The sequence below is a fragment of the Nonomuraea fuscirosea genome (assembly GCF_035917475.1).
Taxonomy (GTDB): domain Bacteria; phylum Actinomycetota; class Actinomycetes; order Streptosporangiales; family Streptosporangiaceae; genus Nonomuraea; species Nonomuraea fuscirosea.
Genome location: NZ_CP109074.1, coordinates 2,725,415 through 2,751,877 on the forward strand (window position 1 = coordinate 2,725,415; position 26,463 = coordinate 2,751,877).

The window sequence follows — 26,463 nt, forward strand, 5'->3', positions numbered from 1 at the left end:
AGGCCGGATGGGTCGCTGTGGATCGGGGAGGCCGGATGGGTCGCTGCGGGGTCGGAAGGGGCGCGGGGGATCGATCGGGCCGGACAGGGGCTGTTGGCGCGACAGGTCCGGCGGTCGGTTGGTATGGGTGGGGGCGCGGCGGTGCGTCAGCTTGACGGCCGATCGGTGTGGATACGGCCAGGGGTTGGGTCGGGCCGGGCGGGCGAGTTGTCGGTTCACTCGGGGGCGTCGGGTGGTTGGTGTACTCAGGGTGGACAGGCAGGTGGACAGGCAGGGTGGACAGGGTGGTTGGCTCGTTCTGGGCGGGCGGACGTTGGCCGGTTGGTTCGGGGCAGGCGGTCGTCGGCTTTCGGGGTGGGTGGGTTGTTGGTTGGTTTCGGATGGAGTGAGTGGGCGGTGGTTGGGTTGGGAGCGGTGAAATGAGGAGGGAGCGGGTTGTGCGGGTGGCTTTCGTGCTGGGCACCACGACCGGTGGTACGGGGCGGCATGTTCTGACGTTGGTGGAGGAGCTCGTACGCCGGGGACACCAGGTCGTCGTGATCGGGCCCAGGAGTGTTGAGGAACAGTTCGCCTTCGGCGGCGCGGGGGCCAGGTTCGTGGAGGTGGCCGTCTCCGATCGGCCGCACCCGGTGAACGACCTGCGGGCTGTGCTGGCCGTCAGGCGGCTGACCAAGGGGGCCGACGTGGTCCACGCCCATGGGTTGCGGGCGGGGGCGCTGGCCGGGCTGGCGCGGCGGGGGGCGGTGGTGACGTTGCACAACGCGCTCACCGCGGGCGGGTTCGTCGGTCTGGCCTACGGGGTGCTGGAGCGGATCGTGGCCCGGCGGGCGGGGCGCGTGCTGGTCGTCTCGCCCGACCTGGGGCAGCGGATGACCAGGCTCGGCGCCCGCGACGTGCGGGCCGCTCTGGTGACGGCGCCGGTGCCCCGGCCGCCGAAGCGTACGCCGCGGGAGGTCAGGGACGAACTGGGCGCGGGCGAGCGGCCGATTCTGCTCACCGTCGCGAGACTGGCCCAGCAGAAGGGTCTGGAGACGCTGCTCGACGTCGCCGCCGGGCCGTGGCGCGACGCCCGGCCGCTGTTCGTGGTGGCGGGGGAGGGGCCGCTGCGCGGAGAGTTGCGGCGCAGGATCGACGCGGAAGGGCTGCCCGTCACGCTGCTGGGTCACCGCGAGGACGTGCCCGATCTGCTCGGCGCCGCCCTGGCCCTGGTGATGCCGAGCCGGTGGGAGGGGCAGCCGCTCACGCTGAGGGAGGCGCTCATGACGGGGACGCCGGCCATCGCCTCGAATGTGGGCGGTATTCCGGAAATCTTGGGAGATGCCGGAATCCTGGTTCCGTACGGCGACGTCGAGGGGTTGCGTGCGGCCGTACAGGAGCTGCTGTCCAGCCCGCGAGCTGCGGAAACGCTGGCCGAGGCGGCCACGCGGCGGGGCGGGGAGATGCCGGATGACGACGACGTCGTCGAGAGTGTGCTGGCCGCGTACCAGAAGTGAGTGAGGGGGATGGTTAGGCGGGCCCGATCCGTTCTCATATACTGCCTGGGTTAGGGAGGGGAGTATCCCTTCGCGACAGCCTCGTCATCACGGTGCAGCCCCACTCCACGGGGCCCCCGGGGCTGCCGGTCCGCAGATTTCGGCGGGCGGGAGAGACCTCCGGCAATGAAGCGTGCATGCTGCCGGAGGGTCTGAGTGACTGAACCCCTGTGGGCCTGGATCGCCGTGATCGGTGGTCTGTTGGTCGTCATCGCCATCGACTTGTGGATCGTCGACCGCGGGGAAGCCCGCGAATTCTCCATGCGGCAGGCCGGATACTGGGTGACGTTCTACGTCGCCCTCGCGGCCGCCTTCGCCGTGTTGTTGTGGAACACCTCTGGAGCCGACCGGGCCGGCGAGTTCGTCGCCGGTTACATCACCGAATACAGCCTGAGCATCGACAACCTGTTCATCTTCTTCATCATCATGAGCCGGTTCGCCGTTCCCAAGCTTTACCAGCACAAGGTGCTGCTCGTCGGCATCCTGCTCGCGCTGGTGATGCGCGGCGCGTTCATCGCGCTCGGCGCCGCGGCGCTCGAGCGGTTCGGCTGGCTGTTCTACGTCTTCGGCGCCTTCCTCGTCTACACGGGGATCAACATCGTCCGCCAGCACCTGAAGGGCGAGGAGGAGGACTTCAAGGAGAACGTCCTGCTCCGCTGGGTGCGCAGGGCCTTCCCCACCACCGAGGGTTACGTCGGCTCGAAGGTCACCGTGCGCATCGACGGCAGGCGCATGGTCACCCCGATGCTCATCGTGATGGTCGCCATCGGCAGCACCGACCTGCTGTTCGCCCTCGACTCGATTCCGGCGATCTTCGGGCTCACCAAGGACCCCTTCATCGTCTTCACGGCCAACGCGTTCGCCCTGATGGGGCTGCGTCAGCTCTACTTCCTCCTCGGCGGCCTGCTGCAGCGGCTCGTGTACATCAGCTATGGTTTGGCGTTCATCCTGGGGTTCATCGGGGTTAAGCTCGTATTGGAGGCGTTGCACTCCAGCCATGTCTCCTGGGCGCCCGAAATTCCCATCTGGGTGTCGCTCTCGGTCATCGGCGCCACCATGGTCATCACCACTGTGGCGAGCCTGATCAAGGCCCGCATGGACGCGCGCAAGGGCGAGCAGACGCACTCGGAGCAGGTCTAGCGAAATGGGCTTCGAGGCGCTTTGCTTGTGTAGTTGTGCCGTGTCATAGTTGCTCGTTCTGTAACATCACGGCAAAGCGCCCAGTCCAGTCACCACCAAAGGTTGTTCGTGTCAGACGATTCTGCAAGCCCGAGCCGTGTGAGGCTCGCGCGAGGGGTCTCCCCGTGGCTTCTCCCGACGGCGGCCACGGCGGCCGTCACCGCTCTGCTGACGCGCCGGAACCGGCGATGGGCGCTCGCGGCGGTGCCGCTGAGCGCGCTCACCGGGGGCATGCTCTGGTTCTTCCGCGATCCCGACCGCACTCCCGGCCACGGCCGTGTCCTGTCGCCGGCCGACGGCGTGGTGCAGAGCATCGACCCGTGGCCGGACGGCCGCACCAGGGTCGCGATCTTCATGAACCCGCTGAACGTGCACGTCAACCGTGCCCCTCTTGCGGGAAATGTCACCTCCGTGCAGCATGTGGCAGGTGGGTTCCTGCCGGCGTTCAACAAGGACAGCGACCAGAACGAGCGCGTGGTGTGGCATTTCGAGACCGCGCTGGGCGACATCGAGATGGTGCAGATCGCGGGCGCGGTGGCGCGCAGGATCGTGCCGTATCTGAGCGCCGGGGCGAAGGTGGAGCAGGCCGAGCGGATCGGTCTCATCAGACTCGGCTCGCGGGTCGACCTCTACCTGCCCGAAGGGATCACTCCCGCGGTGTCCGTGGGTGACAAGACGGTTGCGGGGGTGACCAGAATTGACCACGGCTGACGCCGGCAGCTGGCAGGCGGACGAGGAAGAACCGCGCGGTCCCGTGGGCAAGGCGTTCCGCCTGTCCGCCGCCGACTCCCTCTCCCTGGGCAACGCCGTCTGCGGGTTCCTCGCGGTGTGCGTCCTCGCCTACTCCGCCATCCAGCAGCTCCAGGTCGACGGCGGGCGATTCACCCCCGAGCCCAGCTACTTCGCCACCGCCATCGTGCTGCTGCTCATCGGCGCGACGTGCGACCTGTTCGACGGGCTCGTGGCGCGGCGTTTCCGCGCCTCCGCGATGGGGGCCGAGCTGGACAACCTGGCCGACGTCATCAGCTTCGGGTTCGCGCCCGCGTTCATGGTGGTGATCTGGGGCGGATTCACGCCGCAGGTGCCGTTCACCGCGGTGCTCGCGGCGGCGGCGGCCGTGCTGGTCGCCGGTGTCGTCCGGCTGGCCAGGTTCGCCTGCGTCAAGACCAAGAGCGGCGACTTCATGGGGCTGCCCATCCCGATGGGCGCCATGACCGTGATCTCCATCGTGCTGCTCTTCCAGCCGAGCGTCTGGTCGCTGGCGGCCGTGCTCGGCGTGGCCTGGCTGATGGTCAGCCGGATCGAGTACCCCAAGCCGAAGGGGCAGCTCGCGGCGGTCGTCCTCGGCTGGATCATGGTGAACGTGGCGTTCCTCACCGTGTGGGTCGCCTGGCCCCAGGGCGGGGACCTGCCGATCAAGATCGGGGCGAGCATGCAGATCGCGCTCGTCGCCGCGATTCCGCTGCGGGTGCTGTTCTACAAGCGCGAGCAGCGTAAGGAAGCCGCCCGGATTCGCATCGGCCACTGATGCGGCACTGACGGGATTTTTCGTCTTACTTCGGCTTTGATGGAGCCATGTCGGCTACGCCGCGCGAGCACACGCGCACGTACTATCTCGGCAAGCTGGCCACGGAGCTGGAAGAGCGCGGGCTGACCGCCCTGCTGCGGAGCCATCCGCCCGCGCTGCGCATCAGCCATCCCGACACGTTCATGCTGGCCGAGACCGTGGACTGTGTGCCGCTGTCCGGCGGATGGTTTTACCGCTGGTCGTGGGGCGAGCTCGTCGGCCTGGCCGACGAGCCCGCTCTCGCGGCGGCGCGGATCGAGCGTGTGCTGGCCGCGCGTCCGTGACCTGTTCGCGTGCGGCCGCCCGCCCGTGATGGAGCCCCGAATGTCGGCCGCGTCCGTGACGTAGCCCTCGGGCGTGGGCCGCGCGCCCGAGGTTCTGCCCGGGCGCCGGCCGCGCGGTCGTGGTCTACCAGCCTCTGGCGCGCCACTCGGGGAGGGAAGGACGCTCGGCGCCCAGGGTGGTGTCCTTGCCGTGGCCCGGATAGACCCAGGTCTCGTCGGGCAGGCGGTCGAAGATGCGCTCCACCACGTCGTTGAAGAGCTGGTCGAACCGCTCGGGGTCCTTGTTGGTGTTGCCGACGCCGCCGGGGAACAGGGAGTCGCCGGTGAACAGGTGGTGGCCGGCCTCGCCGCCGTCGTAGAGCACGGCGATCGAGCCGGGCGTGTGGCCGCGCAGGTGGATGACCTCAAGGGTGACCTCGCCGACCGTGATCGTGTCGCCGTGCTCGACCGTGCGGTGCACGGGCAGCGGGAGCGCGGGCGCGTCGAGCGGATGGGCCACCAGCCGGGCGCCGGTCACCTTGGCCACCTGCTCCAGCGCCTGCCAGTGGTCGCCGTGCTGATGGGTGGTGACGATCGTGCCCACCGGCTGCTCGCCCATCAGCGCGAGCAGGCGGTCCGCGTCGGCGGCGGCGTCGATGAGCAGGCCCTCGCCGGTCTCGGTGCAGCGCAGCAGATAGGCGTTGTTGTCGTACGGGCCGACGGCGAGCTTGGAGACCGTCAGTGCGGGTAGCTCGCGCACGTCGGCGGGACCGCCGACCTGAACGTCGCCTGTGTACGTCATGGATAGTCCTTCGGGGGCGTCGCGGGCAGGTCAGCGGGGGCGGGCATCGTCAGCCACGGCGGCGGTGGTGGAAGATCCGCGCCTCCGGGGCCTGGCAAGAACGACTGCCCCACGGGCAACAGACTAACGCCCTCACCGCTGGAGCGGCCGGTGAGCCAGGCCAGCATGTCGCGTGGCGCGCCCGCGACCACCGGCCCGTCCCCGAGGCCACGCCAGCGGGCGACGACCTCGGGCTTACCAGGACACCGGTGAGGGGACGGGGAGAGGAGGACGATCTCTCCCACCGTGCCGTGGTCGTGGGGCCAGGTGGTGTGGCAGTCGTGCAGTTCGCGGCGGACGAACGGGTCCGGCCAGTCGTCAGGGCCGTAGCAGGCGGAGAGGTCCACGTGGTGGAAGCCGACCTCGCGCAGGCGGCGTACCAGGACGTACCAGGCGGGATGGGGCGGCGGGCGCATGCCCTCGACTCGCGCGGACCAGGCGCGGTCCGGCAGGTCACGGACGGCGGCGGCGAAGCGGGCGGCGCCGTCCTCCAGTTGAGCCAGGTGCAGGGCGGCCGGCTGGGCGGCGTGGGCCTCGATGGCGGCCGCCCGGGACTCGTACGAACTGTATTGAGGGGTGCGGACCCCGGTCCTCGCCCAGGTCAGCAGGCTGATGTAGGAGTCGGCGTTGGCGGCGAGGTGGGCCAGGACGTGTCCCCTGGTCCAGCCGGGCAGAAGGGAGGGGGCGCGGACGTCGGCGTCGGAGAGGGAGGCGGCCGTGGCCAGCAACTGGTTGGTCGCCGAGGCCAGCTCGGCCCGCAGCGCCGCGAGGACGGTCATGTCTAGATATTTCATCATCTATCGTGTCTGGGGTGGGCGGGGCATAAAACCCCAGGTCAAGCGGTTGTATGGGGAAGGACTCCTGCCTAGGCGGGAGATGGCCGTAACCTGTGAGAGACGGATTTTCGACTGGCCGAGGATCGGGCCGCCGGAAATTGTCGGAGCCCCCGTCTACCATCGCCCGTTGGACCTATCCGCCTTTCGACTTCCGGGATCGCCGTGGCAGACCGCCTGATCGTGCGTGGTGCACGAGAACACAACCTCAAGGACGTCTCGCTGGATCTGCCGCGGGACTCGCTGATCGTCTTTACCGGCCTGTCCGGCTCGGGCAAGTCGAGCCTGGCCTTCGACACGATCTTCGCTGAGGGCCAGCGGCGCTATGTCGAGTCGCTGTCGGCCTACGCCCGCCAGTTCCTCGGCCAGATGGACAAGCCCGACGTCGACTTCATCGAGGGTCTGTCGCCGGCGGTCTCCATCGACCAGAAGGCCACCAGCAAGAACCCGCGCTCGACCGTCGGCACGATCACCGAGGTCTACGACTACCTGAGGCTGCTGTGGGCGCGCATCGGCAAGCCCCACTGCCCGGTGTGCGCGCGCCCGATCGCCAGGCAGACGCCGCAGCAGATCGTCGACCGGGTGATGGACCTGGAGGAGGGCACCAGGTTCCAGGTGCTCGCGCCGGTCGTCAGGGGCCGCAAGGGCGAATACGCCGAGCTGTTCCGCGAGCTGCAGACCAAGGGCTTCGCCAGGGCCAGGGTCGACGGCACCGTCGTGCGGCTGGAGGAGCCGCCGACGCTGAAGAAGTACGAGAAGCACGACATCGAGGTCATCGTCGACCGCCTGTCGGTCAAGGACACGGCGCGGCGCAGGCTCACCGACTCGGTCGAGACGGCGCTGCAGCTGTCCGGCGGCACGATCACGCTGGAGTTCGTCGACCTGGCCGAAGACGACCCCAACCGCGAGCGCTTCTACTCCGAGCACCTCTACTGCCCCTACGACGACCTGTCGTTCGAGGAGATGGAGCCGCGCTCGTTCTCCTTCAACTCGCCGTTCGGCGCCTGCCCGGAGTGCACCGGTCTCGGCACCAAGATGGAGGTCGACCCCGACCTGGTGGTGCCCGACCCCGAGCGTGAGCTCGGCGACGGCGCGATCCACCCGTGGTCCGGCGGCCACACCAGCGAATACTTCTCCAGGCTGATCGAGGCGCTCGGCCACACGGTCGGGTTCACGCTCGAGACGCCGTGGGAGAAGCTGCCGAAGAAGGCGCAGAAGTCGCTGCTGTACGGCCACGACGAGCAGGTTCACGTCCGCTACAGCAACCGCTACGGCCGCCAGCGCTCCTACTACACCACCTTCGACGGGGTCATCCCGTGGGTGCAGCGCCGGCACGCCGAGGCCGAGAGCGACTCGGCCCGTGAGCGGTTCGAAGGCTACATGCGCGAGATCCCGTGCCCGGCCTGCAAGGGGGCCAGGCTCAAGCCGGTCACCCTGGCGGTGACGGTGGCCGGCAAGTCGATCGCCGAGGTCGCGGCCATGTCGATCGGCGAGTGCGCCAAGTTCCTGGCCGCGCTCAAGCTGTCCGACCGCGACATGCACATCGCCGAGCGGGTGGTCAAGGAGATCAACGCCCGCATGGGCTTCCTGCTCGACGTCGGCCTCGACTACCTGACCATGGACCGCGCCGCCGCCACCCTCGCGGGTGGCGAGGCGCAGCGCATCAGGCTGGCCACGCAGATCGGCTCCGGCCTGGTCGGCGTGCTCTACGTACTCGACGAGCCGTCCATCGGCCTGCACCAGCGCGACAACATGCGCCTGCTGGACACGCTGGTCAGGCTGCGCGACATGGGCAACACGCTGATCGTGGTCGAGCACGACGAGGACACGATTGCGGCGGCCGACTGGGTGGTCGACATCGGGCCCGGCGCGGGCGAGCACGGCGGCCAGGTCGTGGTCTCCGGCACCGTCCAGGACCTCCTGTCCAGCGAGGAGTCCATGACGGGCGCCTACCTGTCCGGGCGCAGGAGCATCCCGATCCCCGCCAAGCGCCGCAAGCGCGACAAGAAGCGGCAGATCACGGTCAAGGGGGCGCGCGAGCACAACCTCAAGGGCGTCGACATCGAGTTCCCGCTGGGGATGTTCACCGCGGTCACCGGTGTGTCGGGGTCGGGCAAGTCGACGCTGGTCAACGACATCCTCTACAACGCCCTGGCCAAGGAGCTCAACGGGGCGCGCACGGTGCCGGGGCGTCACTCGCGGATCAACGGCATGGACCAGGTCGACAAGGTCGTCCACGTCGACCAGTCGCCGATCGGCCGCACCCCGCGTTCCAACCCGGCGACCTACACCGGCGTCTTCGACCACGTGCGCAAGCTGTTCGCGGCCACGGCCGAGGCCAAGGTGCGCGGCTACCAGCCCGGACGGTTCAGCTTCAACGTCAAGGGCGGACGCTGCGAGGCGTGCGCCGGCGACGGCACCATCAAGATCGAGATGAACTTCCTGCCCGACGTCTACGTCCCCTGCGAGGTGTGCCACGGCGCCCGCTACAACCGGGAGACGCTGGAGGTGCACTACAAGGGCAAGACGATCGCCGAGGTGCTCGACATGCCGATCGAGGAGGCCCTGGGCTTCTTCGACGCCATTCCCGCGATCAAGCGTCACCTGCAGACGCTCAACGACGTGGGGCTCGGCTACGTACGGCTCGGGCAGCCGGCCACCACGCTGTCCGGCGGCGAGGCGCAGCGGGTCAAGCTGGCCTCCGAGCTGCAGCGGCGGCAGACCGGGCGGACCATCTACGTCCTCGACGAGCCGACCACCGGCCTGCACTTCGAGGACATCAGGCGGCTGCTCGGCGTGCTGGGGCGGCTGGTCGACGGCGGCAACAGTGTGATCGTCATCGAGCACAACCTCGACGTCATCAAGACCGCCGACTGGATCATCGACATGGGGCCCGAGGGCGGCTCGCGCGGCGGCACGCTCGTGGCCAGCGGCACGCCCGAGGAGGTCGCGCTGGTGGACGAGAGCCACACGGGCCGCTTCCTGCGGAAGATCCTCGCGTTCTGACCCCGATGGTCCCGCCCGCCGAGCAGTCGGCGAGCGGGACCATCGGGGCTAAGCGGCTTCGCGCACGGTGCTGGGGCGGCGCGGCGATCGAGGGCGCGGTGTTCGGTACGGGGTTTCGGGTGTTACGTGACGGCTTTGGGCGCGGTTTTCGGTGTCACGCGGTGCGGCGGGCGCGGGCGCGGCGCTTGGCGGCGTCGCCGCGTTCCAGCCACCACTCGGCCACCAGCAGCGGCAGCACCCAGCCCAGCCAGGTCGCCAGCCCCGACACCGTGGCGACCATCAGTTCGACGTCGCCGTGGAAGGTCGTCTCCAACTGCGGCTCCAGCAGGATCACGAACAGCACGCTGTAGAGCCGGTTCGTGATGATGGACATCGTCAGCGCGAAGCTGCGGACCATCCACCGGCGGTGGTCGACGAACCTGCGCTGCCTGGCCATCCGCCACCCGGCCACCGTGACGCCCAGCCAGAGCAGCGCCAGCGTGACGTCACTGGCCCGCGTCACCGGCCCGTACGGCGTCGCCACACCCACCACCAGACCCAGCACGCCGGCCGGCAGGCAGCCGCCGAACACGTACACGCGGCCGATCAGCCGGTGCGCCCGCGGATAGCGAGCGCGGAACCACGGCCAGATCTGCAGGCAGCACGTGAGCATCGCGATCGAGCCGAACACCACGTGCAGCGAGAGCATCACGAAGTGCGGCGGGAAGAAGTCGGGGGCGGGCACCCGCGACCGCGCCGGATCCAGCGACAGGTACGGCGGCAGCGAGAAGGCGATGAACACGACCGCCACCACCATCAGCGGCGCCACCCACGGCCGGCGCCACCACCGGGGCCGGGACACCTGAGCGGAGGGGACAGCGGGACGTGGAGTCGTAGTCGTCATGCAGGCAGCCTGGGGCGGGCCGCTGACCGCCGGCTTACCACCCGCTGACCGGACCGGCGGGTCCCGTCAATAGGGTGGGGTTCTGGGTCGAGACCGCGGCTCCGGGGGCGAACACAGGAGCGCGGGCACAGACGAACACACGAACGGGGGCGGAGCCATGTCCGGAAACGGGGCGGAGCGTCGGGAAGTGCCGGGCGCGACCAGAACCGCCGAGAACGGGGCGGAGCGTCGGGAAGTGCCGAGCGCGACCAGAACCGCAGGAAACGGGCTGGGGCGCCGGGAACTGCTGGGCGCGACCGGGGTCGCCGCGTGCGGGCTGGCGGCACTGACCGCTTGCGGCTCAGAAGGGGTGCAGGCCAAGCCGAGCCTGAAGGGAAAGGTCCTGGCCAAGACCGCGGACGTGCCCGTCGGCGGCGGCAAGCTGATCGAGGACCTCAAGATCGTGGTGACGCAGCCGGCGCAGGGCGTCTACAAGGCCTACAGCTCGGTGTGCACACACAAGGGCTGCCAGGTCGGCACACCCGCGGACAACGTCATCAGATGCGCCTGCCACGGCAGCGAGTTCGCCGCCGACACCGGGCAGGCCACCAAGGGACCCGCGAGCGCGCCGCTGACCTCGTTCAAGGTGAAGGTCGAAGGCGACGGGATCGTGGTCGCCTAACCGGTAATAGTGCGTGGTCGCCCGGATTGACCTCAGGCACGCTGAACCGGCGCCAGGGCGCTGGCCGTACCTGAAGTGAAAGACAATCTGGGAGGACACACCATGACGGAAACGACGCGCCGGACAGTGGTGTTCGGCGCCGGGAGCGCAGGGCTCGCGGCGGTTCTGACGGCCTGTGCGAGCTACGGCTCGCCGACGACAGAAGTGAACGAGGAGCCGGCCGCCGAAGAGCCGTCGTCCGACGCACCGAAGAAGAAGAAGGCGGACTCCAAGCCGAAGGCGCTGGCGGACGTCAGCGACATCCCGGAGGGAGGCGGGAAGGTCTTCGAGAAGCAGAAGATCGTCGTGACGCAGCCGACCGCGGGGGAGTTCAAGTGCTTCACGGCGGTCTGCACGCACCAGGGCTGCCTGGTGGCCACGGTCTCGAACAAGACGATCAACTGCCCGTGCCACGGCAGCAAGTTCAGCATCGAGGACGGCTCGGTGTCGGCCGGTCCGGCGGGTGACCCGCTGGAGGAGAAGCAGATCGAGGTCGACGGCGACAAGATTAGACTCGCCTGAGTTTCGTCTCATGAATTTCTCACCTGTGTACGTTTGGGTGAGCGCATGGCAGATGACCTTCAGAGCCGCAGGGCGGTGTTCGCAAGCGTCGGCGCGGGTGGCCTGGCGCTTGCGATCAGCGCGTGCAGCGGCGGCGGCACCGATACGACGGCGAACACCACCCCCGACGCGGGCACACCCCAGTCGAGCGCGCCCCAGTCCGGAGCACCGGAGTCCAGCGCGCCGGCGGCCGACGGCGGTGGCGCGCTGGCCAAGACGGCCGACATCCCCGTGGGCGGAGGCACGGTCTTCAAGGATCAGAAGATCGTGGTGACGCAGCCGACCGAGGGCGAGTTCAAAGCGTTCAGCGCGCTCTGCACGCACAAGGGCTGCCCGGTCGGCTCCGTCGAGGAGGGCGCGATCGTGTGCCCGTGCCACGGGAGCAAGTTCGCCATCGCCGACGGCTCCGTCACCGGCGGCCCGGCCGACAAGCCGCTGGCGGCCCAGGAGATCAAGGTCGACGGCGACCAGATCATGCTGGCATAGCCGGACGATTCGTGGCGTGCCCGCCGTACCAACACGAAGAGTACGGCGGGCAACCTTGTCGGTGGGGGCTACTAGGCTGGCAGCGTGGTCAGATCAACGGGCAGCACCTTGAGTTTCCGGCCCAAGCCGGGGTCGATCCCCGAGTCCCCAGGGGTCTACCGGTTCAGGGACGCGCACGGCCGGGTGATCTACGTCGGCAAGGCCAAGAGCCTGCGCCAGCGGCTCAACTCCTACTTCGCCGACTTCTCCGCGCTGCATCCGCGCACGCAGTCGATGCTGACCACGGCCGCCGACGTCGACTGGACGGTCGTCGGCACCGAGGTGGAGGCGCTGCAGCTCGAATACTCCTGGATCAAGGAGTTCGACCCGCGCTTCAACGTCAAGTACCGCGACGACAAGTCCTACCCCTACCTCGCGGTGACCATGGGCGACGACTTCCCGCGCGTGCAGGTCATGCGCGGCGCCAAGCGCAAGGGCACCCGCTACTTCGGCCCCTACTCCCACGCCTGGGCCATCCGCGAGACCGTCGATCTGCTGCTGCGCGTCTTCCCCGTGCGCACGTGCAGCGCCGGGGTGTTCAAGCGGGCCGGGCAGATCGGCCGACCGTGCCTGCTCGGCTACATCGACAAGTGCTCGGCGCCCTGCGTCGGCCGGGTCACCCCCGACGAGCACCGCGACCTGGCCGAAGACTTCTGCGACTTCATGGCCGGCAACACCACCCGCTTCATCAGGCGGCTGGAGAAGGAGATGCGCGAGGCCGCCGCCGAGCAGGAATACGAGCGGGCCGCCCGGCTGCGCGACGACATCCAGGCGTTGCAGCGGGCGCTGGAGAAGCAGGCGGTCGTGCTCGGGGAGGGCACCGACGCCGACGTCATCGCGCTGGCCGAAGATCCGCTGGAGGCCGCCGTACAGGTCTTCTACGTACGCGGCGGACGCATCCGCGGCCAGCGCGGCTGGGTCGTCGACAAGGTCGAGGAGACCACGCCGGGCGAGCTGGTCGAGCAGTTCCTGCTGCAGATGTACGGCGAGGCCAGCCCCGACTCGCTGCCCCGCGAGGTGCTCGTCCCGCACCTGCCGCCCGACGCCGAGGCCGTCGCCGAGCTGCTGACCGAGCAGCGGCGCTCCCGCGTCGAGGTGCGCGTGCCGCAGCGCGGCGACAAGAAGTCGCTGATGGAGACCGTCGAGCGCAACGCCAAGGAGTCCCTCGCGCAGCACAAGATCCGCCGCGCCAGCGACCTGACCACCCGCAGCAAGGCGCTGCAGGAGATCGCCGACGCGCTCGACCTCGACCAGGCGCCGCTGCGCGTCGAGTGCTACGACGTCTCCCACCTGCAGGGCGAGAACGTCGTGGCGTCGATGGTGGTCTTCGAGGACGGCCTGGCGCGCAAGAGCGAATACCGGCGTTTCGCCGTCAAGACCAAGGAGGGCGACGTCGCCTCGATCCACGAGGTGATCATGCGCCGGTTCCGCCGCTACCTGGAGGAACGCTCCGCGACCGGCGAGCTGGCCCCCGACGACGACGCCGGCGCCGGGCCGATCGACCCGGAGACGGGCAAGCCGCGCAAGTTCGCCTACCCGCCCAACCTCGTCGTCGTCGACGGCGCCGGCCCGCAGGCGGCCGCCGCGCAGCGGGCCCTCGACGAGCTCGGCATCGACGACGTGGCCGTGTGCGGTCTGGCCAAGCGTCTGGAGGAGGTGTGGCTGCCCGGCGACGACCAGCCGGTGATCATGCCTCGTTCAAGCGAGGGTCTCTACCTGCTGCAACGGGTGCGTGACGAGGCACACAGGTTCGCCATCACCTACCATCGTTCCAAGAGGTCAAAGACGGTGAAGGAGAGCGCGCTCGACAGTGTGCCCGGCCTGGGGCCGGCGCGCAGGCAGGCGCTGCTCAAACACTTCGGCTCCGTGAAAAAGCTACGCGAGGCCACTGCCGACGAAATCTGCGCGGTTCCCGGCATCGGCCCGTCCATCGCCGAGGTCATCGTGTCGACGCTGAAGGGAGAGTCACCTTGATCTCGCCAGGATGCCAGGGTGTTCACGCCGAGGAGGCGTACGGTCCGGTCCGTCATGGCCGGGTCCCGTCGAAACCATCGATCGCCCCTGACGGGGTGACCCGATGAGCGACGCACGGGGTGGCGCGGGGATCGCCCGCGACGAGGCGCGAAACGGGGCGGGTTCCGCCCGCGGCGAAGCGGTGGGCGACGGGCGCGGTGGCGCGGGCATCGCCCGCGAAGCGCGCGGAGCCGGTTCCGCCCGGGATGACGCGATGAGCTCCGGGCCGGCGTTCGTCATCGTCACCGGCATGTCCGGAGCCGGGCGCAGCACCGCCGCCAAGGCGCTGGAGGATCTGGGCTGGTTCGTCATCGACAACCTGCCGCCGGGGCTGCTGTTCGCGATGGCCGAGGAGGCGGGCAAGGTCAAGCTCGCCGCCGACAAGGTGGCCGCCGTCGTCGACGTGCGCAGCCTGGCCTTCACCACCGATCTCAACGCGGCCATCGAGGAGCTCGAAGGGCGCGGCGTACGCGTGCGGGTGGTGTTCCTGGAGGCCAGCGACGAGGAGCTGGTGCGCAGGTTCGAGAACGTCCGCAGGCCGCATCCCCTCCAGGGCGAGGGGCGGCTGGTCGACGGGATCACCCGCGAACGCGGCATCCTGCGTGAGGTGCGCGCCAACGCCGACCTGGTCATCGACACCTCCTCGCACAACGTCCACGACCTGCGCAACAAGATCGTCGCCTACTTCGGCGGGGAGGACCGTCCCGGGCTGCGGCTCAACGTCGTGTCCTTCGGCTTCAAGTACGGGCTGCCCGTCGACGCCGACCTCGTGGTCGACTGCCGGTTCCTGCCCAACCCGCACTGGGTGCCCGAGCTGCGGCCGATGAACGGCCTCGACTCCGCCGTCAGCGACTACGTCCTCGGCCAGCCGGGGGCCAAGGAGTTCCTCGACGCCTACGAGGAGGTCCTCCAGGTGGTCGCGGCCGGATACGCGCGCGAGGGCAAGAGCTATGCGACGCTTGCGGTGGGATGCACGGGCGGCAAGCATCGCAGCGTCGCGATGGCCGAGCAGGTCGCCGCCCGCCTGCGCGACCGCGGGATGGAGGTCCAGGTGAGTCACCGGGATGTGGGGCGGGAGTGACCGATGACGACGTCGAAGCCGCTCCGCCGGATCTCGTAGGGGACGCTGGGCCCGGGCCGGGCCTGGACGGGCGCGGTCATGAGGGTCCGCCGCGGGTGGCCGCCGGGCCGGAGGAAGACGTGCCCCGTGGCGCGACTTCCGATGGTGACGTGGCCGGCGGTGAGTCTTCCAAGCGTGGTTCCGTGGCCGGAGTGGGCACGGCTGCCGACGGCGGGGTCGCGGACGGTCAGGACGTGGCCGGCGTGGTCGCGCGAAAGGAGCGGGGCGGCGGCGTGGGTGACGCGGGCGGGCGGGAGGAAGAGCGTGAGGTTCGCGACGGGGGTGTGGGCGCGCCGTGGCACGGCGGGTTCGGGCCGCCGGTCGTCGCGCTCGGCGGCGGGCACGGCCTGTACGCGTCCCTGTCGGCCTTACGGATGGTCACCGACCGGTTGACCGCCGTGGTGACCGTCGCCGACGACGGCGGGTCCAGCGGACGGTTGCGCCGGGAGCTCGGTGTGCTGCCGCCCGGCGACCTGCGCATGGCGCTGGCCGCCCTGTGCGGCGACGACGAGTGGGGCAGCACCTGGAGCGAGGTGGTGCAGCACCGCTTCCGCAGCGAGGGCGACCTGCACGGGCACGCCGTCGGCAACCTGCTCATCGTGGCGCTGTGGGAGCTGCTCGGCGACCCCGTGGCCGGGCTCGACTGGGTCGGGCGGCTGCTCGGCGCGCACGGCCGGGTGCTGCCGATGGCCTCCGTACCGCTCGACATCGTGGCGGAGGTCGAGCTCGACGGCGTCACCTCGACCGTACGCGGGCAGGTGGCGTGCGCCCTGACGCCCGGCCGCGTGCAGGCGATCTCCCTCGTGCCCGAGGACCCGCCGGCGCGGCCGGAGGCCGTGGCCGCGGTGCTGGAGGCCGACTGGGTGGTGTTCGGGCCCGGATCGTGGTTCACCAGCGTGCTGCCGCACCTCAAGGTGCCCGAGCTGGCCAGGGCCCTGCACGCGACCAGGGCCAAGCGGCTCGTCACGCTCAACCTCGCCCCCCAGCCGGGCGAGACCGACGACTTCTCCCCCCAGCAGCATCTGGAGGTGCTCAGACAGCACGCACCCGGCCTGTCGATCGACGTCGTGCTCGCCGACACCGGTGTCGTGGACGATCCCGACGCCCTGGAGAAGGCGGCGGCGGCGCTCGGCGCCCGGCTCGTCATGGCCGACGTGGCCGCCGCGGACGGCTCCGCGAGGCATGACCCACGACGTCTTGCCTCCGTCCTGGACGAGATTTTCCTCCAGAAGCGTTGATCCTGGTCGGCGTGGCGCGAAGGTGCGAGAGACTCAAAGGAGCCGGTCTGAATGGGGGAGAGGACTAACGCATGGCGATGACAGGTGTGGTGAAAGACGAACTGAGCCGCCTGCCGGTGCTCAAGCCGTGCTGCCGAAAGGCGGAGGTTTCGACGCTGCTGCGGTTCGCCAGCGGCCTGCACCTGGTGGGCGGCCGGATCGTGATAGAGGCCGAACTCGACACCAACGCCACCGCACGGCGGCTGATCAAGGACATAGGCGAGGTCTTCGGGCACAAGGCGGAGGTGCTCGTGCTCGCGCCCGCCGGGTTGCGCAAGGGCTCGCGCTACGTCGTACGCGTCTACCGCGACGGTGAGGCGCTGGCCCGTCAGACGGGCCTCATCGACAACCACGGCCGCCCGGTGCGCGGGCTGCCGCGTCAGGTCGTGGCGGGGGCCGCGTGCGACGCGGAGGCCGCCTGGCGGGGAGCGTTCCTGGCGCACGGCTCGCTCACCGAGCCGGGGCGCTCGATGTCGCTCGAGGTCACCTGCCCGGGGCCGGAGGCGGCGCTGGCGCTGGTGGGCTCGGCGCGGCGGCTGAAGATCCACGCCAAGGCGCGTGAGGTGCGCGGCGTGGACCGGGTGGTGGTGCGCGACGGTGACGCGATCAGCGCGCTGCTCACCCGGCTCGGGGCGCACGACAGCGTGCTGGCCTGGGAGGAGCGGCGGATGCGGCGCGAGGTGCGCGCCACCGCCAACCGCCTGGCCAACTTCGACGACGCCAACCTGCGGCGCTCCGCCAGGGCGGCGGTCGCGGCGGGGGCGCGGGTGCAGCGGGCGCTGGAGATCCTCGGGGACGAGGCTCCCGAGCACCTGGTGGTGGCCGGGCGGCTGCGGGTGGAGCACAAGCAGGCGTCGCTGGAGGAGCTGGGGCAGATCGCCGACCCGCCGCTGACCAAGGACGCCATCGCCGGACGGATCCGGCGGTTGCTGGCGATGGCCGACAAACGGGCCTCCGATCTGGGGATCCCCAACACTGAGGCCAATCTCACAGTGGACATGCTCGCGCCGTGACCTGAGCCGTGACGGTCAGGCGGCTGCTTTCGCGTGTCAGGCGCATGGTGTACGCGGGCGACGGGGGGTGCCCGGGTGCGCCGCACGCGATGGTGGCCGCCTTCGTCTCGTGGACGGTCGGACGGAACGGCGCGGTAAGGGGAACGCGTCCTGCCGGCTGGTGCGCCTCGCAGGTAGCCGTGGTTGGTGGAGGTCAGTCCTTGACCGGGTTGCGGGGGGTGAAGAGTTCGGCCGTGGACTTCGGGGTGGGCTGCTGGGCGGGTTCGAACGGGGCCCGGTACTCCGGCTCCTTCGTCTCCTCGGCCTCCGCCGCGTCCTCCTCGGCCCGCTGAGCCCGCTGGGCCCGGCGTACGCGCGTCACCCGCAGCGTGAGCAGGGCGAACGCGGCCACGGCCGCCACGGCGACGTACAGCCAGGCGGACCACGTCTCCGCTAGCGGCCCCCGGTACAGCGCCAGCGCGTCCTGGAGGCCGGTGTTGAAGTTGGTCATGTCGATGTCGCCCAGATCGGCGGGGGCCGGCTGGGGCGCGGGGCCGCGCAGGGCGGCGCCGTACAGGATGGAGGAGCCCGTGATCTGCCCGGCCGCGACCGCGCCGCCCGCGAACAGCGCCGCGAACGGGAGCAGGACGAGGGAGCGCGGGCGTACGGCGCCCATCGCGAGAGCGACCAGTGCGGCGATCACGAGCGACAGGCCCAGCAGGACCGGATGGCCGCCCCAGAACGTGATGACGGCGGCCGGCAGGCTCTGCTGGAACAGCACGACCATCCCCATGCCGGCCGCGCATACGAGCGCGGCGAGCAGCCCTGCGATGAGTCCGGATAGTAGGCCGGACCGCTTATGTGACATCTCAGCCCCCAGAGAATGCACGAATTTACTCCGACGAGTCGGGCACTTTACTCGAACCTCTCAAAACGTGTCGCCAGAACGGTGATTCACAGGGCGGGACCTGAAGTGGTCTAAACCAATTTGGGTCCGATAGGGTTCGTGGTTGAGGATCCAGCCCGCCATCTGTTCGAGGAGATCGGTTCCCGTGAGCATTCGCGTAGGCGTCAACGGCTTCGGCCGCATCGGTCGCAACTTCTGGCGCGCTGTCGCCGCCAGCGGCAAGGACATCGAGATCGTCGCGGTCAACGACCTGACCGACAACGCGACGCTCGCCCACCTGCTGAAGTACGACAGCATCCTCGGCCGCCTGCCCTACGAGGTCAAGGCGACCAGTGACGAGATCGCCGTTGACGGCAAGGCCATCAAGGTCTTCGCGGAGCGTGACCCGGGCAAGCTGCCCTGGGGTGACCTCGGCGTGGACGTGGTGGTGGAGTCGACCGGCCTGTTCACCGACGCCAACAAGGCACGGGTGCACGCCGACAACGGCGCCAAGAAGGTGATCATCTCCGCCCCGGCGAAGAACGAGGACGTCACCCTCGTGCTGGGCGTCAACGACGGCGCGTACGACCCGGCCAGCCACACGATCATCTCCAACGCCTCCTGCACCACCAACTGCCTGGCGCCGATGGCCAAGGTCCTGCACGACTCCTTCACCATCGAGAAGGGGCTGATGACCACCATCCACGCCTACACGCAGGACCAGAACCTCCAGGACGGCCCGCACAAGGACCTGCGCCGCGCCCGCGCCGCCGCGCTCAACGTGGTGCCCACCTCGACCGGCGCCGCCAAGGCCATCGGCCTGGTGCTGCCCGAGCTCAAGGGCAAGCTCGACGGGTTCGCCATGCGCGTGCCGATCCCCACGGGCTCGGCCACCGACCTGACCGTCGACGTCAGCCGCGACGTCACCGTCGAGGAGGTCAACGCCGCGGTCAAGGCCGCCGCCGAGGGCCCGCTCAAGGGCATCATCAGCTACACCGAGGACGAGATCGTCTCCTCCGACATCGTGACCGACCCGGCCTCCTGCATCTTCGACTCGGGCCTGACCAAGGTCATCGGCAACCAGGTCAAGGTCGTCGGCTGGTACGACAACGAGTGGGGCTACTCCAACCGCCTCGCCGACCTGGTCGAGCTCGTCGGCCGCGGTCTGTGAGCAAAGGTCCGGACCGCTTTACCACGGGAGCATGAGCATGCGCACGCTCGACGATCTCGACGTGAAGGGGCGGCGCGTGCTCGTGCGCGCCGACCTCAACGTCCCCCTCGACGGGGAGACGATCACCGACGACGGCCGCATCCGGGCGTCGGTGCCGACGATCAGCACCCTGCTCGAGCGGGGCGCCAAGGTCGTCGTCTGCGCCCATCTGGGCAGGCCCAAGGGCAAGGTCAACCCGGAATACTCGCTCGCACCCGTGGCCGCGCGGCTCGGTGAGCTGCTCGGCCAGGACGTGGCCTTCGCCTCCGACGTGGTCGGCGACAGCGCGCGGAGCACGGTCGAGGCGCTCCAGGACGGCCAGGTGGCCCTGCTGGAGAACCTGCGCTACGAGCCGGGCGAGGAGTCCAAGGACGACGCCGTCCGCGGTGAGTTCGCGGCCAGGCTGGCCGGGCTGGCCGAGCTCTACGTGGGCGACGGCTTCGGCGCGGTGCACCGCAGGCACGCCAGCGTCTACGACGTGCCCAGGCTGCTGCCACACGCCGCTGGCGGGCTGGTCGTGGCCGAGGTCGAGGTGCTGCGCAAGCTGACCAAGAGCCCCGAGCGGCCCTACGTGGTGGTGCTGGGCGGGGCCAAGGTCTCCGACAAGCTCGGCGTCATCGCCAACCTGCTGACCAAGGTCGACCGGCTGCTCATCGGCGGCGGCATGGCCTACACCTTCCTCAAGGCCCAGGGCCACGAGGTGGGTAGGTCGCTGCTCCAGGAGGACCAGCTCGACCAGGTGCGGGGCTTCCTCGACGAGGCCGCGCGGCGTGGCGTCGAGCTCGTGCTGCCCGTCGACGTGCTGGCGGCGGTCACCTTCGCCGCCGACGCCGAGCACGACGTGGTCGAGGCCACGGCCATCCCGGCCGACCGGGAGGGGCTCGACATCGGGCCGAAGACGCGCGAGCTGTTCGCCGCCAAGCTGGCCGACGCGAGGACGGTGTTCTGGAACGGGCCGATGGGCGTGTTCGAGTTCGAGGCGTTCTCCGGCGGCACCAGGGCGGTGGCCGAGGCGCTGATCGCCGGCGACGCCTTCACCGTGGTGGGCGGCGGCGACTCGGCGGCGGCCGTACGCAAGCTGGAGCTCTCCGAGGACGGCTTCTCGCACATCTCCACCGGTGGCGGCGCCAGCCTCGAATACCTGGAGGGCAAGACCCTCCCCGGACTCGCGGCCCTGGAGGACTGAACGGTGCAGCGCAAGCCGCTCATCGCCGGCAACTGGAAGATGAACCTCAACCACTTCGAGGCCATCGCACTCGTCCAGAAGCTGGCCTTCGCGCTCAACGACAAGGACTTCGACAAGGTCGAGGTCGCCGTCCTGCCGCCCTTCACCGACCTGCGCAGCGTCCAGACCCTGGTCGACGGCGACAAGCTCAGGATCGTCTACGGCGCCCAGGACCTGTCCGAGCACGACGGCGGCGCCTACACCGGCGAGGTGTCGGGCGTCATGCTGGCCAAGCTCGGCTGCACCTTCGTCACGGTGGGCCACTCCGAGCGCCGCCAATACCACGGCGAGGACGACGACCTGGTCAACGGCAAGGTCCAGGCGGCCTACCGGCACTCGCTGACCCCGATCCTGTGCGTCGGAGAGGGCCTTCCGGTCCGTCAAGCGGGGTCTCACATCGCGCACTGTTTGGGCCAACTCGACGGGGCGCTGCGCAAAATCACCGCCGAGCAGGCAAAATCGATAGTGGTGGCCTACGAACCGGTGTGGGCGATCGGCACCGGAGAGGTGGCCACCCCGGAGGACGCCCAGGAGGTCTGCGGAGCGCTGCGGGTCAGACTCGCCGAGCTCTACGACACCGAAGTGGCCTCCGCGATCCGTATCCTTTACGGTGGCTCGGTCAAGTCAGGGAACGTCGCCGGCATCATGGCTCAGCCGGATGTCGACGGCGCGCTCGTGGGTGGCGCCAGCATCGACGCCGGAGAGTTCGCGAAGATCTGCCGATTCTCCGATATGCCTGCCAACTGAGCCGTTCCGGGGGTGCGACTTGACATCAGGTCGTACCCTCAAGAGGCAAGTTTGAATCGTCACGCGTAACAGAGCACTGAAGGAACAGGCATACCGTGGTACTCGGAATCTCCATCGCCCTCATCCTGGCGAGCCTTCTCATGATCCTGCTCGTTCTGCTCCACAAGGGCAAGGGCGGTGGCCTGTCTGACATGTTCGGCGGCGGCTTCTCGTCGAACTTCGGTGGTTCCTCGGTGGTGGAGCGTAACCTCGACCGGCTGACCGTCATCACCGGCACGGTCTGGTTCGTCTGCATCATCGCTCTCGGCCTGCTCATGAGGCCGTGAGCTAGCAAGTCAACGCGTGACAGTGATTCTCCCCCCGTGTCTGTACGCGGGGCGATCGAGCGAGGAGTTCATCCGTGGGTAGTGGCAACGCGATCCGTGGCAGCCGAGTCGGCGCCGGCCCGATGGGGGAGGCCGAGCGTGGCGAGGCGGCTCCGAGAGTGCGGGTCTCGTTCTGGTGCGCCAACATGCACGAGACGCGCCCCAGCTTCGCCAGCGACGCGGCGGTGCCCGAAACGTGGGACTGCCCGCGTTGTGGCCTCCCGGCCGGACAGGACGAGGAGGCGCCGCCTGCCCCGCCGAAGAACGAGCCGTACAAGACGCATCTGGCCTACGTGAAGGAGCGCCGGAGCGACAAGGACGGCAAGGCGATCCTGGAGGAAGCACTGGAGCGCCTGCGCAACAACAAGTCCCCCTGGTAGTGGTGGCGGACGGAGAGGGGCCCCGGGCGGTTGCCCAGGGCCCCTTCGCCATGTCCGCCCCGGCGCGGCCGTCTGTCAGCTCTCGTGGACCGGCTCGCCGTCCACGAACGTCATCCGCACGCGTGTCGTCCAGATCTCGCCCGGCGGCAGCTCGAACGGGTCGCGGTCCAGCACCACCAGGTCGGCGGGACGGCCCGGCGCGATGACGCCGGCGGGAGAGCGGTTGACCCAGGCCGAGCCCGCCGTGTACGCGCTCATGGCCGTGGCCAGGTCCATCCGCTGGCCGGGCAGGAACGGCGTCCGCGCCGTCGGGTAGCCCGCGTGCACCGAGCCGCCGGGCTCGGTGCGGTTGACCGCCACGTGCATGCCCTGCAGCGGGTCGGCGTCGGAGACCGGCCAGTCGCTGCCGGCGCAGAGGCGGGCCCCGGTGGCCACCAGGTCCGCGAACGGGTACTGCCAGGACGAACGCGGCTCGCCCAGGTAGGGCAGCGTCAGCTCGTCCATCTGGGCGTGATGCGTGGCCCACAGCGGCTGCAGGTTGGCGGTGACGCCCAGGGCGGCGAAGCGCGGCACGTCGGAGGGCTCGATGATCTGCAGGTGGGCGATGTGGTGCCGGTTGGCCGGATCGGTGCCCTCGAAGGCGTCCAGCGCCTCGCGCACCGCCCGTTCGCCGATGGCGTGCACGTGCACCTGGAAGCCGAGCCGGTCGAGCTCGGCGACGCATTCCCGCAGCAGGGCCGGATCCACGTACGACAGCCCCGTGCCCCCGCACAGGCAGTAGGGCTCCAGGGTGGCGGCGGTGAAGTTCTCCGTGATGCCGTCCTGCATGATCTTGACCGAGGTGGCGCGGAACCGGTCCAGGCCCTCGGCCTCGGCGCGCCGCGCCACCAGCTCCTCGACCTGCTCGAGCCCGCGCGTCCTGTCCCACCACAGCGCCCCCACGACCCGCGCCCGCAGCGTCCCCGAGCGGGCCGCGGCCAGGTAGGCGGGCAGCTGGTCCACCGAGCCCGCGTAGGAGCCCACGATGGCGTCCTGCCAGCCGGTGATGCCCAGCGAGAACAGGTGCCGCTGCGCGTCCGCCAGCGCGTCCTGGAGGTCCTGGGCCGTCGGGCGGGGCGTGAGCAGGCCGACCAGGTCCATCGCGCCCTCGTGCAGGACGCCGGTCGGCGTGCCGCCGGCGTCGCGCTCGATGCGGCCGTCGGCGGGGTCAGGCGTGTCGCGGGTGATGCCGGCCCATTCGAGCGCGCGGGTGTTGACCCAGGCGGCGTGGTGGTCGCGCTGGATCAGGTAGGCGGGGCGGTCGAGGAAGTCGATCTGTTCGCGGTGCGGCAATCCACCCGAAAAGGCCGACATGTCCCAGCCGCCGCCATCAATCCACTCTTTATCAAGATTTCTCGCCGCATAGTCGGCGATCTTTTCTCTGTACGCGTCCAGCCCGTAATTGTCGGACAAATCGCACTTAGCGCGTTCAAGGCCCGCCTGGATGGGATGGATGTGCGCGTCGGTGAAACCGGGCACCAGCAGCCCGCCGTCGAGATCCACCGTCTCGCCGGCCCGCGGCGCCGGGTCCCCTTCCGCGCTGACGGCGGCGATCACGCCGTCCCGCACCAGCACGGATCCGGCCACCACGCCCTCGGGGGTGAAGACGCGACCGCCTCGGAAGAGGATGCTCATGGATGTTCCCTTCTACGCCTCGCGCCCTATTGTCAGTGGCCGGTGATCAGATCGGCGAAGCGGGCCAGCGCGGAGGTGCGCGGCATCGTCCGCTCGCGGTGGTCGGCCATCCGGTAGAGGCGGTACATCGCGTGCACGCCCGCCCAGCGCAACGGCTCCGGCTCCCAGCGGCGCACCCGCCGGCCCACCCACGGCAGCGACGTCAGCTCCGTCTCCTCGCCGAGGATCAGGTCGCGCAGCGTGCGCCCGGCCAGGTTCGTGGTGGTCACGCCGTGGCCGGTGTAGCCGCCCGCCCAGCCCAGGCCCGTGGCGGGGTCCACGTGCACGGCCGAGCACCAGTCGCGCGGCACCGCCAGCACGCCCGACCAGGCGTGCGCGACCGAGGAGGAGCGGGCGGCGGGGAAGAAGCCGGTCAGCAGGCGCCACAGGGCCTCGACGGTCCACTCGTGGGTGTGGCCGCGGGCGTCGACGCGCGAGCCGTACAGGTAGGGCCGGCCGCGCCCGCCGAAGGCGATGCGGTCGTCGGCCGTGCGCTGGGCGTACATGTAGTAGTGGGCCATGTCACCGAGCAGCTCCGCGCCCTGCCAGCCGACCTCGTCCCAGAACGACGCGGGGAGGGGCTCGGTGACGATCATCGAGCTGTTCATCGGCAGCCACTGCCTGCGCAGGCCGCGCAGCCGGGCCGTGAAGCCCTCGGTCGCGCGGATCACGTGGCCGGCCGTCACCGTGCCGTACGGGGTACGCGCCTGGTGCGGGGCGATGGAGGTCACCGGGGTGCGCTCGTAGATGGGCACGCCCATCTCGCGTACCGTCCCGGCCAGGCCGCGGGCCAGCTTGGCCGGCTGGATCCTGGCGCAGTGGGGGCTCCAGGAGGCCGCCAGAGCCCCGGCGACGCGTACGCGCTCCGCCGGGTCCACCAGGCGCAGATCGGCCTCCTCGATGCCCCAGGAGCGGGCGGAGGCCACCGTCTCGCGCAGCCGGGCGGCCTGGGCCGGGGTGCGGGCGACGTTCAGCACGCCGCCCTTGACCAGGTCGCAGTCGATGGACTCCCGCTCGCAGACCGCGATGACCTCGTCGATGGAGTCGTACATGGCGCGCTGGAGCCGCCGCGCGCCCTCGCCGTAGCGCTCGTGCGAGCCGGCCAGGTCGCCGGTGAGCCAGCCGCCGTTGCGTCCCGAGGCGCCGAACCCGGCGAACTCCTGCTCCAGCACCACCACGTTCAGCGACGGGCGGGCCCGCTTGAGGTAGTAGGCGGTCCACAGGCCCGTGTAGCCGGCGCCGACGATGGCCACGTCGGCCCGCAGATCGCCGTCGAGCCGCGGACCGGCGGCGGGCAGCCCGGAGGACCGGTACCAGAAGGAGACGTCGCCGTTCACGAACCCGGCCGACAAAGGGACACTCATAGCGACATATCCTCCTATATCGGGATAAGTCGGCGCATCATGCGACGAAATACGCAATGTAAACACGTCGGTAGCGGCCGTGTAACAGCCGCGCGGCATGCTCGTGCCCATGGGATTCCTGCGCATCCGAACGACGGTGGACGAGCGACCCGGCCGGCTGGCCTCGCTGGCCTCGGCCCTTGCCGACAGGGGCGGCAACATCCTCGGCCTGAGCGTACAGTCCGACACCGACGGCACCGTCGACGAGTTCGTCGCCGACATCCCGGCCAGCGCCGAGACCGTGCGCGAGGCCCTGGAGGCGGCCGGCGGCCGCCGCGTCGAGGTGGTGCCCGCCACCGCCCACGAGCTGACCGACGAGCCCACCCGGGCGCTGCTGCTGGCCTCCAGGCTGCGCACGATGCCCTGGCGGCTGCCGGAGCTGCTGGCCGAGCTGCTGCGCGCGGACGACGCCCGGTGGATCTATGGTGAGCCCGTGAGTGATCTTCCCGACCCGACCCAGCTCGTCGTCCCCGTCGCGCCCAGGCGCGCCGTCCGCCTGCGCCGCTCCGAGCTGCCGTTCACGCTGACCGAGGCGGCCAGGGCGGCCTCCTTCGCCCGGCTGGCCCAGCCCGCGACGGAGCCGGCCACGGCCGAGCGCGCGATCAAGCTCGCCGACGGCGCGGAGGTGACGGTGCGCCCGCTCACCTCGATCTACCGCGAGGCCGTGCGCGACCTGCACGACAGGTGCTCGCCCGAGTCGCGCAGGTTCCGCTACTTCACCTCCATGCCGGCGCTGCCGCCGCGCGCGTTCGACAAGCTCTGCGACAGGAGCAGGGGATACTCGCTGGTCGCCGGGCACGACGGGCAGGTGGTGGGCATGGCCAACCTCATGTTCACCCCCGACCCGGGCATCGCGGAGATGGCCTTCCTGGTCGAGGACCGCTGGCAGGGGCGCGGTCTGGGCACGGCGATGGCCAGAATGCTCGTACGGGCGGCCCGCGACCTGGGGTACGCCGAGGTCAGGGCGACCATGCTGTCGGACAACGCGCGGATGCGCCGGCTGCTGATCGCGCTGGGCGCCGGCCTCGCCTACACCGAGGACCCGGGGGTGATGGAGGCGAGACTGCCGGTCGGCGCGCTGGCCACGGCCTAGGCTCGCCGTAGCCGGGCTCGTGCTGGACTCGGCCCAGGCTCACGCCGTCCTGGATCAGGCTCGCCTCCGCCGGCCGGGCACGCGCCGGCCTCAGCCCAGGCCGGCCCCAGCCGGGCGGCCTCAGCCCTGGCCGGCCTCGTCGTCGCCGA

The 26,463-nt window shown here is 70.2% G+C and carries 25 protein-coding genes; 19 read left to right on the forward strand and 6 right to left on the reverse strand.

What is annotated here, in order from left to right; genetic code table 11:
• Positions 1-437: 437 nt before the first annotated feature.
• The 5 genes from OIE67_RS12260 to OIE67_RS12280 all read left to right on the forward strand — a co-directional run bounded on the left by OIE67_RS12260 (position 438) and on the right by OIE67_RS12280 (position 4,562).
• Entirely contained in the window at positions 438-1,493 is a 1,056-nt protein-coding gene (locus tag OIE67_RS12260; protein WP_326639617.1) for a glycosyltransferase, read from the forward strand.
• A 195-nt stretch (positions 1,494-1,688) separates the two neighbouring features.
• Positions 1,689-2,672 (forward strand): TerC family protein, encoded by a 984-nt coding sequence (locus OIE67_RS12265; RefSeq protein WP_326639618.1) that lies wholly within the window; start codon positions 1,689-1,691, stop codon positions 2,670-2,672.
• A 108-nt stretch (positions 2,673-2,780) separates the two neighbouring features.
• Positions 2,781-3,422: a phosphatidylserine decarboxylase gene (locus tag OIE67_RS12270; RefSeq protein ID WP_326639619.1), complete on the forward strand. Its 642-nt coding sequence runs from the start codon at positions 2,781-2,783 to the stop codon at positions 3,420-3,422.
• A complete protein-coding gene (gene pssA, locus OIE67_RS12275) occupies positions 3,409-4,239 on the forward strand; it encodes a CDP-diacylglycerol--serine O-phosphatidyltransferase (protein ID WP_106251537.1) in 831 nt (276 codons plus the stop codon). The genes OIE67_RS12270 and pssA overlap by 14 nt, the downstream gene beginning before the upstream one ends.
• A gap of 47 nt (positions 4,240-4,286) precedes the next feature.
• Entirely contained in the window at positions 4,287-4,562 is a 276-nt protein-coding gene (locus OIE67_RS12280; RefSeq protein ID WP_106251536.1) for a hypothetical protein, read from the forward strand.
• A gap of 124 nt (positions 4,563-4,686) precedes the next feature.
• Here the strand turns inward: OIE67_RS12280 and OIE67_RS12285 are convergent, their stop codons facing one another.
• Positions 4,687-5,343: an MBL fold metallo-hydrolase gene (locus OIE67_RS12285; RefSeq protein WP_106251535.1), complete on the reverse strand. Its 657-nt coding sequence runs from the start codon at positions 5,341-5,343 to the stop codon at positions 4,687-4,689.
• Positions 5,340-6,161 (reverse strand): maleylpyruvate isomerase family mycothiol-dependent enzyme, encoded by an 822-nt coding sequence (locus OIE67_RS12290; RefSeq protein ID WP_326639624.1) that lies wholly within the window; start codon positions 6,159-6,161, stop codon positions 5,340-5,342. The genes OIE67_RS12285 and OIE67_RS12290 overlap by 4 nt, the downstream gene beginning before the upstream one ends.
• 219 nt (positions 6,162-6,380) lie before the next feature.
• On the opposite strand from OIE67_RS12290, the gene uvrA reads away from it, so the two are divergent.
• A complete protein-coding gene (gene uvrA, locus OIE67_RS12295; RefSeq protein ID WP_326639626.1) occupies positions 6,381-9,221 on the forward strand; it encodes an excinuclease ABC subunit UvrA in 2,841 nt (946 codons plus the stop codon).
• A gap of 154 nt (positions 9,222-9,375) precedes the next feature.
• Here the strand turns inward: uvrA and OIE67_RS12300 are convergent, their stop codons facing one another.
• A complete protein-coding gene (locus OIE67_RS12300) occupies positions 9,376-10,104 on the reverse strand; it encodes a DUF2306 domain-containing protein (protein WP_326639628.1) in 729 nt (242 codons plus the stop codon).
• A 235-nt stretch (positions 10,105-10,339) separates the two neighbouring features.
• Between OIE67_RS12300 and OIE67_RS12305 the strand changes: the two genes are divergently transcribed.
• The 7 genes from OIE67_RS12305 (at position 10,340) to whiA (ending at position 17,313) form a co-directional block, all read left to right on the forward strand.
• Positions 10,340-10,765 (forward strand): Rieske (2Fe-2S) protein, encoded by a 426-nt coding sequence (locus OIE67_RS12305; protein WP_326639630.1) that lies wholly within the window; start codon positions 10,340-10,342, stop codon positions 10,763-10,765.
• Positions 10,766-10,867: 102 nt separating this feature from the next.
• Positions 10,868-11,326: a Rieske (2Fe-2S) protein gene (locus OIE67_RS12310; RefSeq protein WP_106251528.1), complete on the forward strand. Its 459-nt coding sequence runs from the start codon at positions 10,868-10,870 to the stop codon at positions 11,324-11,326.
• A gap of 45 nt (positions 11,327-11,371) precedes the next feature.
• Complete coding sequence (locus tag OIE67_RS12315; protein ID WP_326639634.1) at positions 11,372-11,851, forward strand: Rieske (2Fe-2S) protein; 480 nt, start codon at positions 11,372-11,374, stop codon at positions 11,849-11,851.
• A gap of 84 nt (positions 11,852-11,935) precedes the next feature.
• The gene (gene uvrC, locus OIE67_RS12320; protein WP_407674840.1) at positions 11,936-13,864 is read left to right on the forward strand and encodes an excinuclease ABC subunit UvrC; all 1,929 of its coding nucleotides are present in this window, start codon (positions 11,936-11,938) and stop codon (positions 13,862-13,864) included.
• A gap of 253 nt (positions 13,865-14,117) precedes the next feature.
• The gene (rapZ, locus tag OIE67_RS12325; protein WP_326645329.1) at positions 14,118-14,984 is read left to right on the forward strand and encodes an RNase adapter RapZ; all 867 of its coding nucleotides are present in this window, start codon (positions 14,118-14,120) and stop codon (positions 14,982-14,984) included.
• Between the two features lie 413 nt (positions 14,985-15,397).
• Positions 15,398-16,261, forward strand: a complete 864-nt coding sequence (locus tag OIE67_RS12330) for a gluconeogenesis factor YvcK family protein (RefSeq protein ID WP_364535671.1) — start codon at positions 15,398-15,400, stop codon at positions 16,259-16,261.
• A gap of 71 nt (positions 16,262-16,332) precedes the next feature.
• A complete protein-coding gene (whiA, locus tag OIE67_RS12335; protein ID WP_026214667.1) occupies positions 16,333-17,313 on the forward strand; it encodes a DNA-binding protein WhiA in 981 nt (326 codons plus the stop codon).
• Positions 17,314-17,506: 193 nt separating this feature from the next.
• Here whiA and OIE67_RS12340 read toward each other — a convergent pair whose 3' ends face one another.
• Positions 17,507-18,085, reverse strand: a complete 579-nt coding sequence (locus OIE67_RS12340; protein ID WP_326639641.1) for a hypothetical protein — start codon at positions 18,083-18,085, stop codon at positions 17,507-17,509.
• Positions 18,086-18,344: 259 nt separating this feature from the next.
• Here OIE67_RS12340 and gap point away from each other — a divergent pair, with 259 nt between their 5' ends.
• The 5 genes from gap (at position 18,345) to OIE67_RS12365 (ending at position 22,105) form a co-directional block, all read left to right on the forward strand.
• Positions 18,345-19,349, forward strand: coding sequence for a type I glyceraldehyde-3-phosphate dehydrogenase (gene gap / locus OIE67_RS12345; protein WP_326639643.1), 1,005 nt, complete (start codon positions 18,345-18,347; stop codon positions 19,347-19,349).
• A gap of 37 nt (positions 19,350-19,386) precedes the next feature.
• A complete protein-coding gene (locus OIE67_RS12350; RefSeq protein WP_326645332.1) occupies positions 19,387-20,574 on the forward strand; it encodes a phosphoglycerate kinase in 1,188 nt (395 codons plus the stop codon).
• A gap of 3 nt (positions 20,575-20,577) precedes the next feature.
• Positions 20,578-21,360, forward strand: a complete 783-nt coding sequence (tpiA, locus tag OIE67_RS12355; protein ID WP_326639645.1) for a triose-phosphate isomerase — start codon at positions 20,578-20,580, stop codon at positions 21,358-21,360.
• A gap of 95 nt (positions 21,361-21,455) precedes the next feature.
• Positions 21,456-21,686: a preprotein translocase subunit SecG gene (gene secG, locus OIE67_RS12360; protein ID WP_106251512.1), complete on the forward strand. Its 231-nt coding sequence runs from the start codon at positions 21,456-21,458 to the stop codon at positions 21,684-21,686.
• A 74-nt stretch (positions 21,687-21,760) separates the two neighbouring features.
• Entirely contained in the window at positions 21,761-22,105 is a 345-nt protein-coding gene (locus OIE67_RS12365; RefSeq protein ID WP_103961760.1) for an RNA polymerase-binding protein RbpA, read from the forward strand.
• A 75-nt stretch (positions 22,106-22,180) separates the two neighbouring features.
• On the opposite strand, the gene OIE67_RS12370 is transcribed toward OIE67_RS12365, so the two are convergent.
• Positions 22,181-23,779, reverse strand: a complete 1,599-nt coding sequence (locus OIE67_RS12370; RefSeq protein ID WP_326639652.1) for an amidohydrolase — start codon at positions 23,777-23,779, stop codon at positions 22,181-22,183.
• Between the two features lie 32 nt (positions 23,780-23,811).
• Positions 23,812-25,182, reverse strand: coding sequence for an NAD(P)/FAD-dependent oxidoreductase (locus tag OIE67_RS12375; protein WP_326639654.1), 1,371 nt, complete (start codon positions 25,180-25,182; stop codon positions 23,812-23,814).
• Positions 25,183-25,291: 109 nt separating this feature from the next.
• Between OIE67_RS12375 and OIE67_RS12380 the strand changes: the two genes are divergently transcribed.
• Positions 25,292-26,314: a GNAT family N-acetyltransferase gene (locus OIE67_RS12380; protein WP_106251589.1), complete on the forward strand. Its 1,023-nt coding sequence runs from the start codon at positions 25,292-25,294 to the stop codon at positions 26,312-26,314.
• Positions 26,315-26,463: the final 149 nt, after the last annotated feature.

Bases quoted from the DNA above. Each gene is read 5' to 3' on its own strand.
- OIE67_RS12370 (WP_326639652.1), bottom strand. From the start codon at position 23,779: ATGAGCATCCTCTTCCGAGGCGGTCGCGTCTTCACCCCCGAGGGCGTG.
- OIE67_RS12340 (WP_326639641.1), bottom strand. From the start codon at position 18,085: ATGGGGATGGTCGTGCTGTTCCAGCAGAGCCTGCCGGCCGCCGTCATC.
- OIE67_RS12285 (WP_106251535.1), bottom strand. From the start codon at position 5,343: ATGACGTACACAGGCGACGTTCAGGTCGGCGGTCCCGCCGACGTGCGC.
- OIE67_RS12310 (WP_106251528.1), top strand. From the start codon at position 10,868: ATGACGGAAACGACGCGCCGGACAGTGGTGTTCGGCGCCGGGAGCGCA.
- whiA (WP_026214667.1), top strand. From the start codon at position 16,333: ATGGCGATGACAGGTGTGGTGAAAGACGAACTGAGCCGCCTGCCGGTG.
- OIE67_RS12315 (WP_326639634.1), top strand. From the start codon at position 11,372: ATGGCAGATGACCTTCAGAGCCGCAGGGCGGTGTTCGCAAGCGTCGGC.
- OIE67_RS12380 (WP_106251589.1), top strand. From the start codon at position 25,292: ATGGGATTCCTGCGCATCCGAACGACGGTGGACGAGCGACCCGGCCGG.
- OIE67_RS12350 (WP_326645332.1), top strand. From the start codon at position 19,387: ATGCGCACGCTCGACGATCTCGACGTGAAGGGGCGGCGCGTGCTCGTG.
- OIE67_RS12300 (WP_326639628.1), bottom strand. From the start codon at position 10,104: ATGACGACTACGACTCCACGTCCCGCTGTCCCCTCCGCTCAGGTGTCC.
- OIE67_RS12290 (WP_326639624.1), bottom strand. From the start codon at position 6,161: ATGACCGTCCTCGCGGCGCTGCGGGCCGAGCTGGCCTCGGCGACCAAC.
- OIE67_RS12280 (WP_106251536.1), top strand. From the start codon at position 4,287: ATGTCGGCTACGCCGCGCGAGCACACGCGCACGTACTATCTCGGCAAG.
- rapZ (WP_326645329.1), top strand. From the start codon at position 14,118: ATGAGCTCCGGGCCGGCGTTCGTCATCGTCACCGGCATGTCCGGAGCC.
- OIE67_RS12375 (WP_326639654.1), bottom strand. From the start codon at position 25,182: ATGAGTGTCCCTTTGTCGGCCGGGTTCGTGAACGGCGACGTCTCCTTC.
- OIE67_RS12330 (WP_364535671.1), top strand. From the start codon at position 15,398: ATGGTCACCGACCGGTTGACCGCCGTGGTGACCGTCGCCGACGACGGC.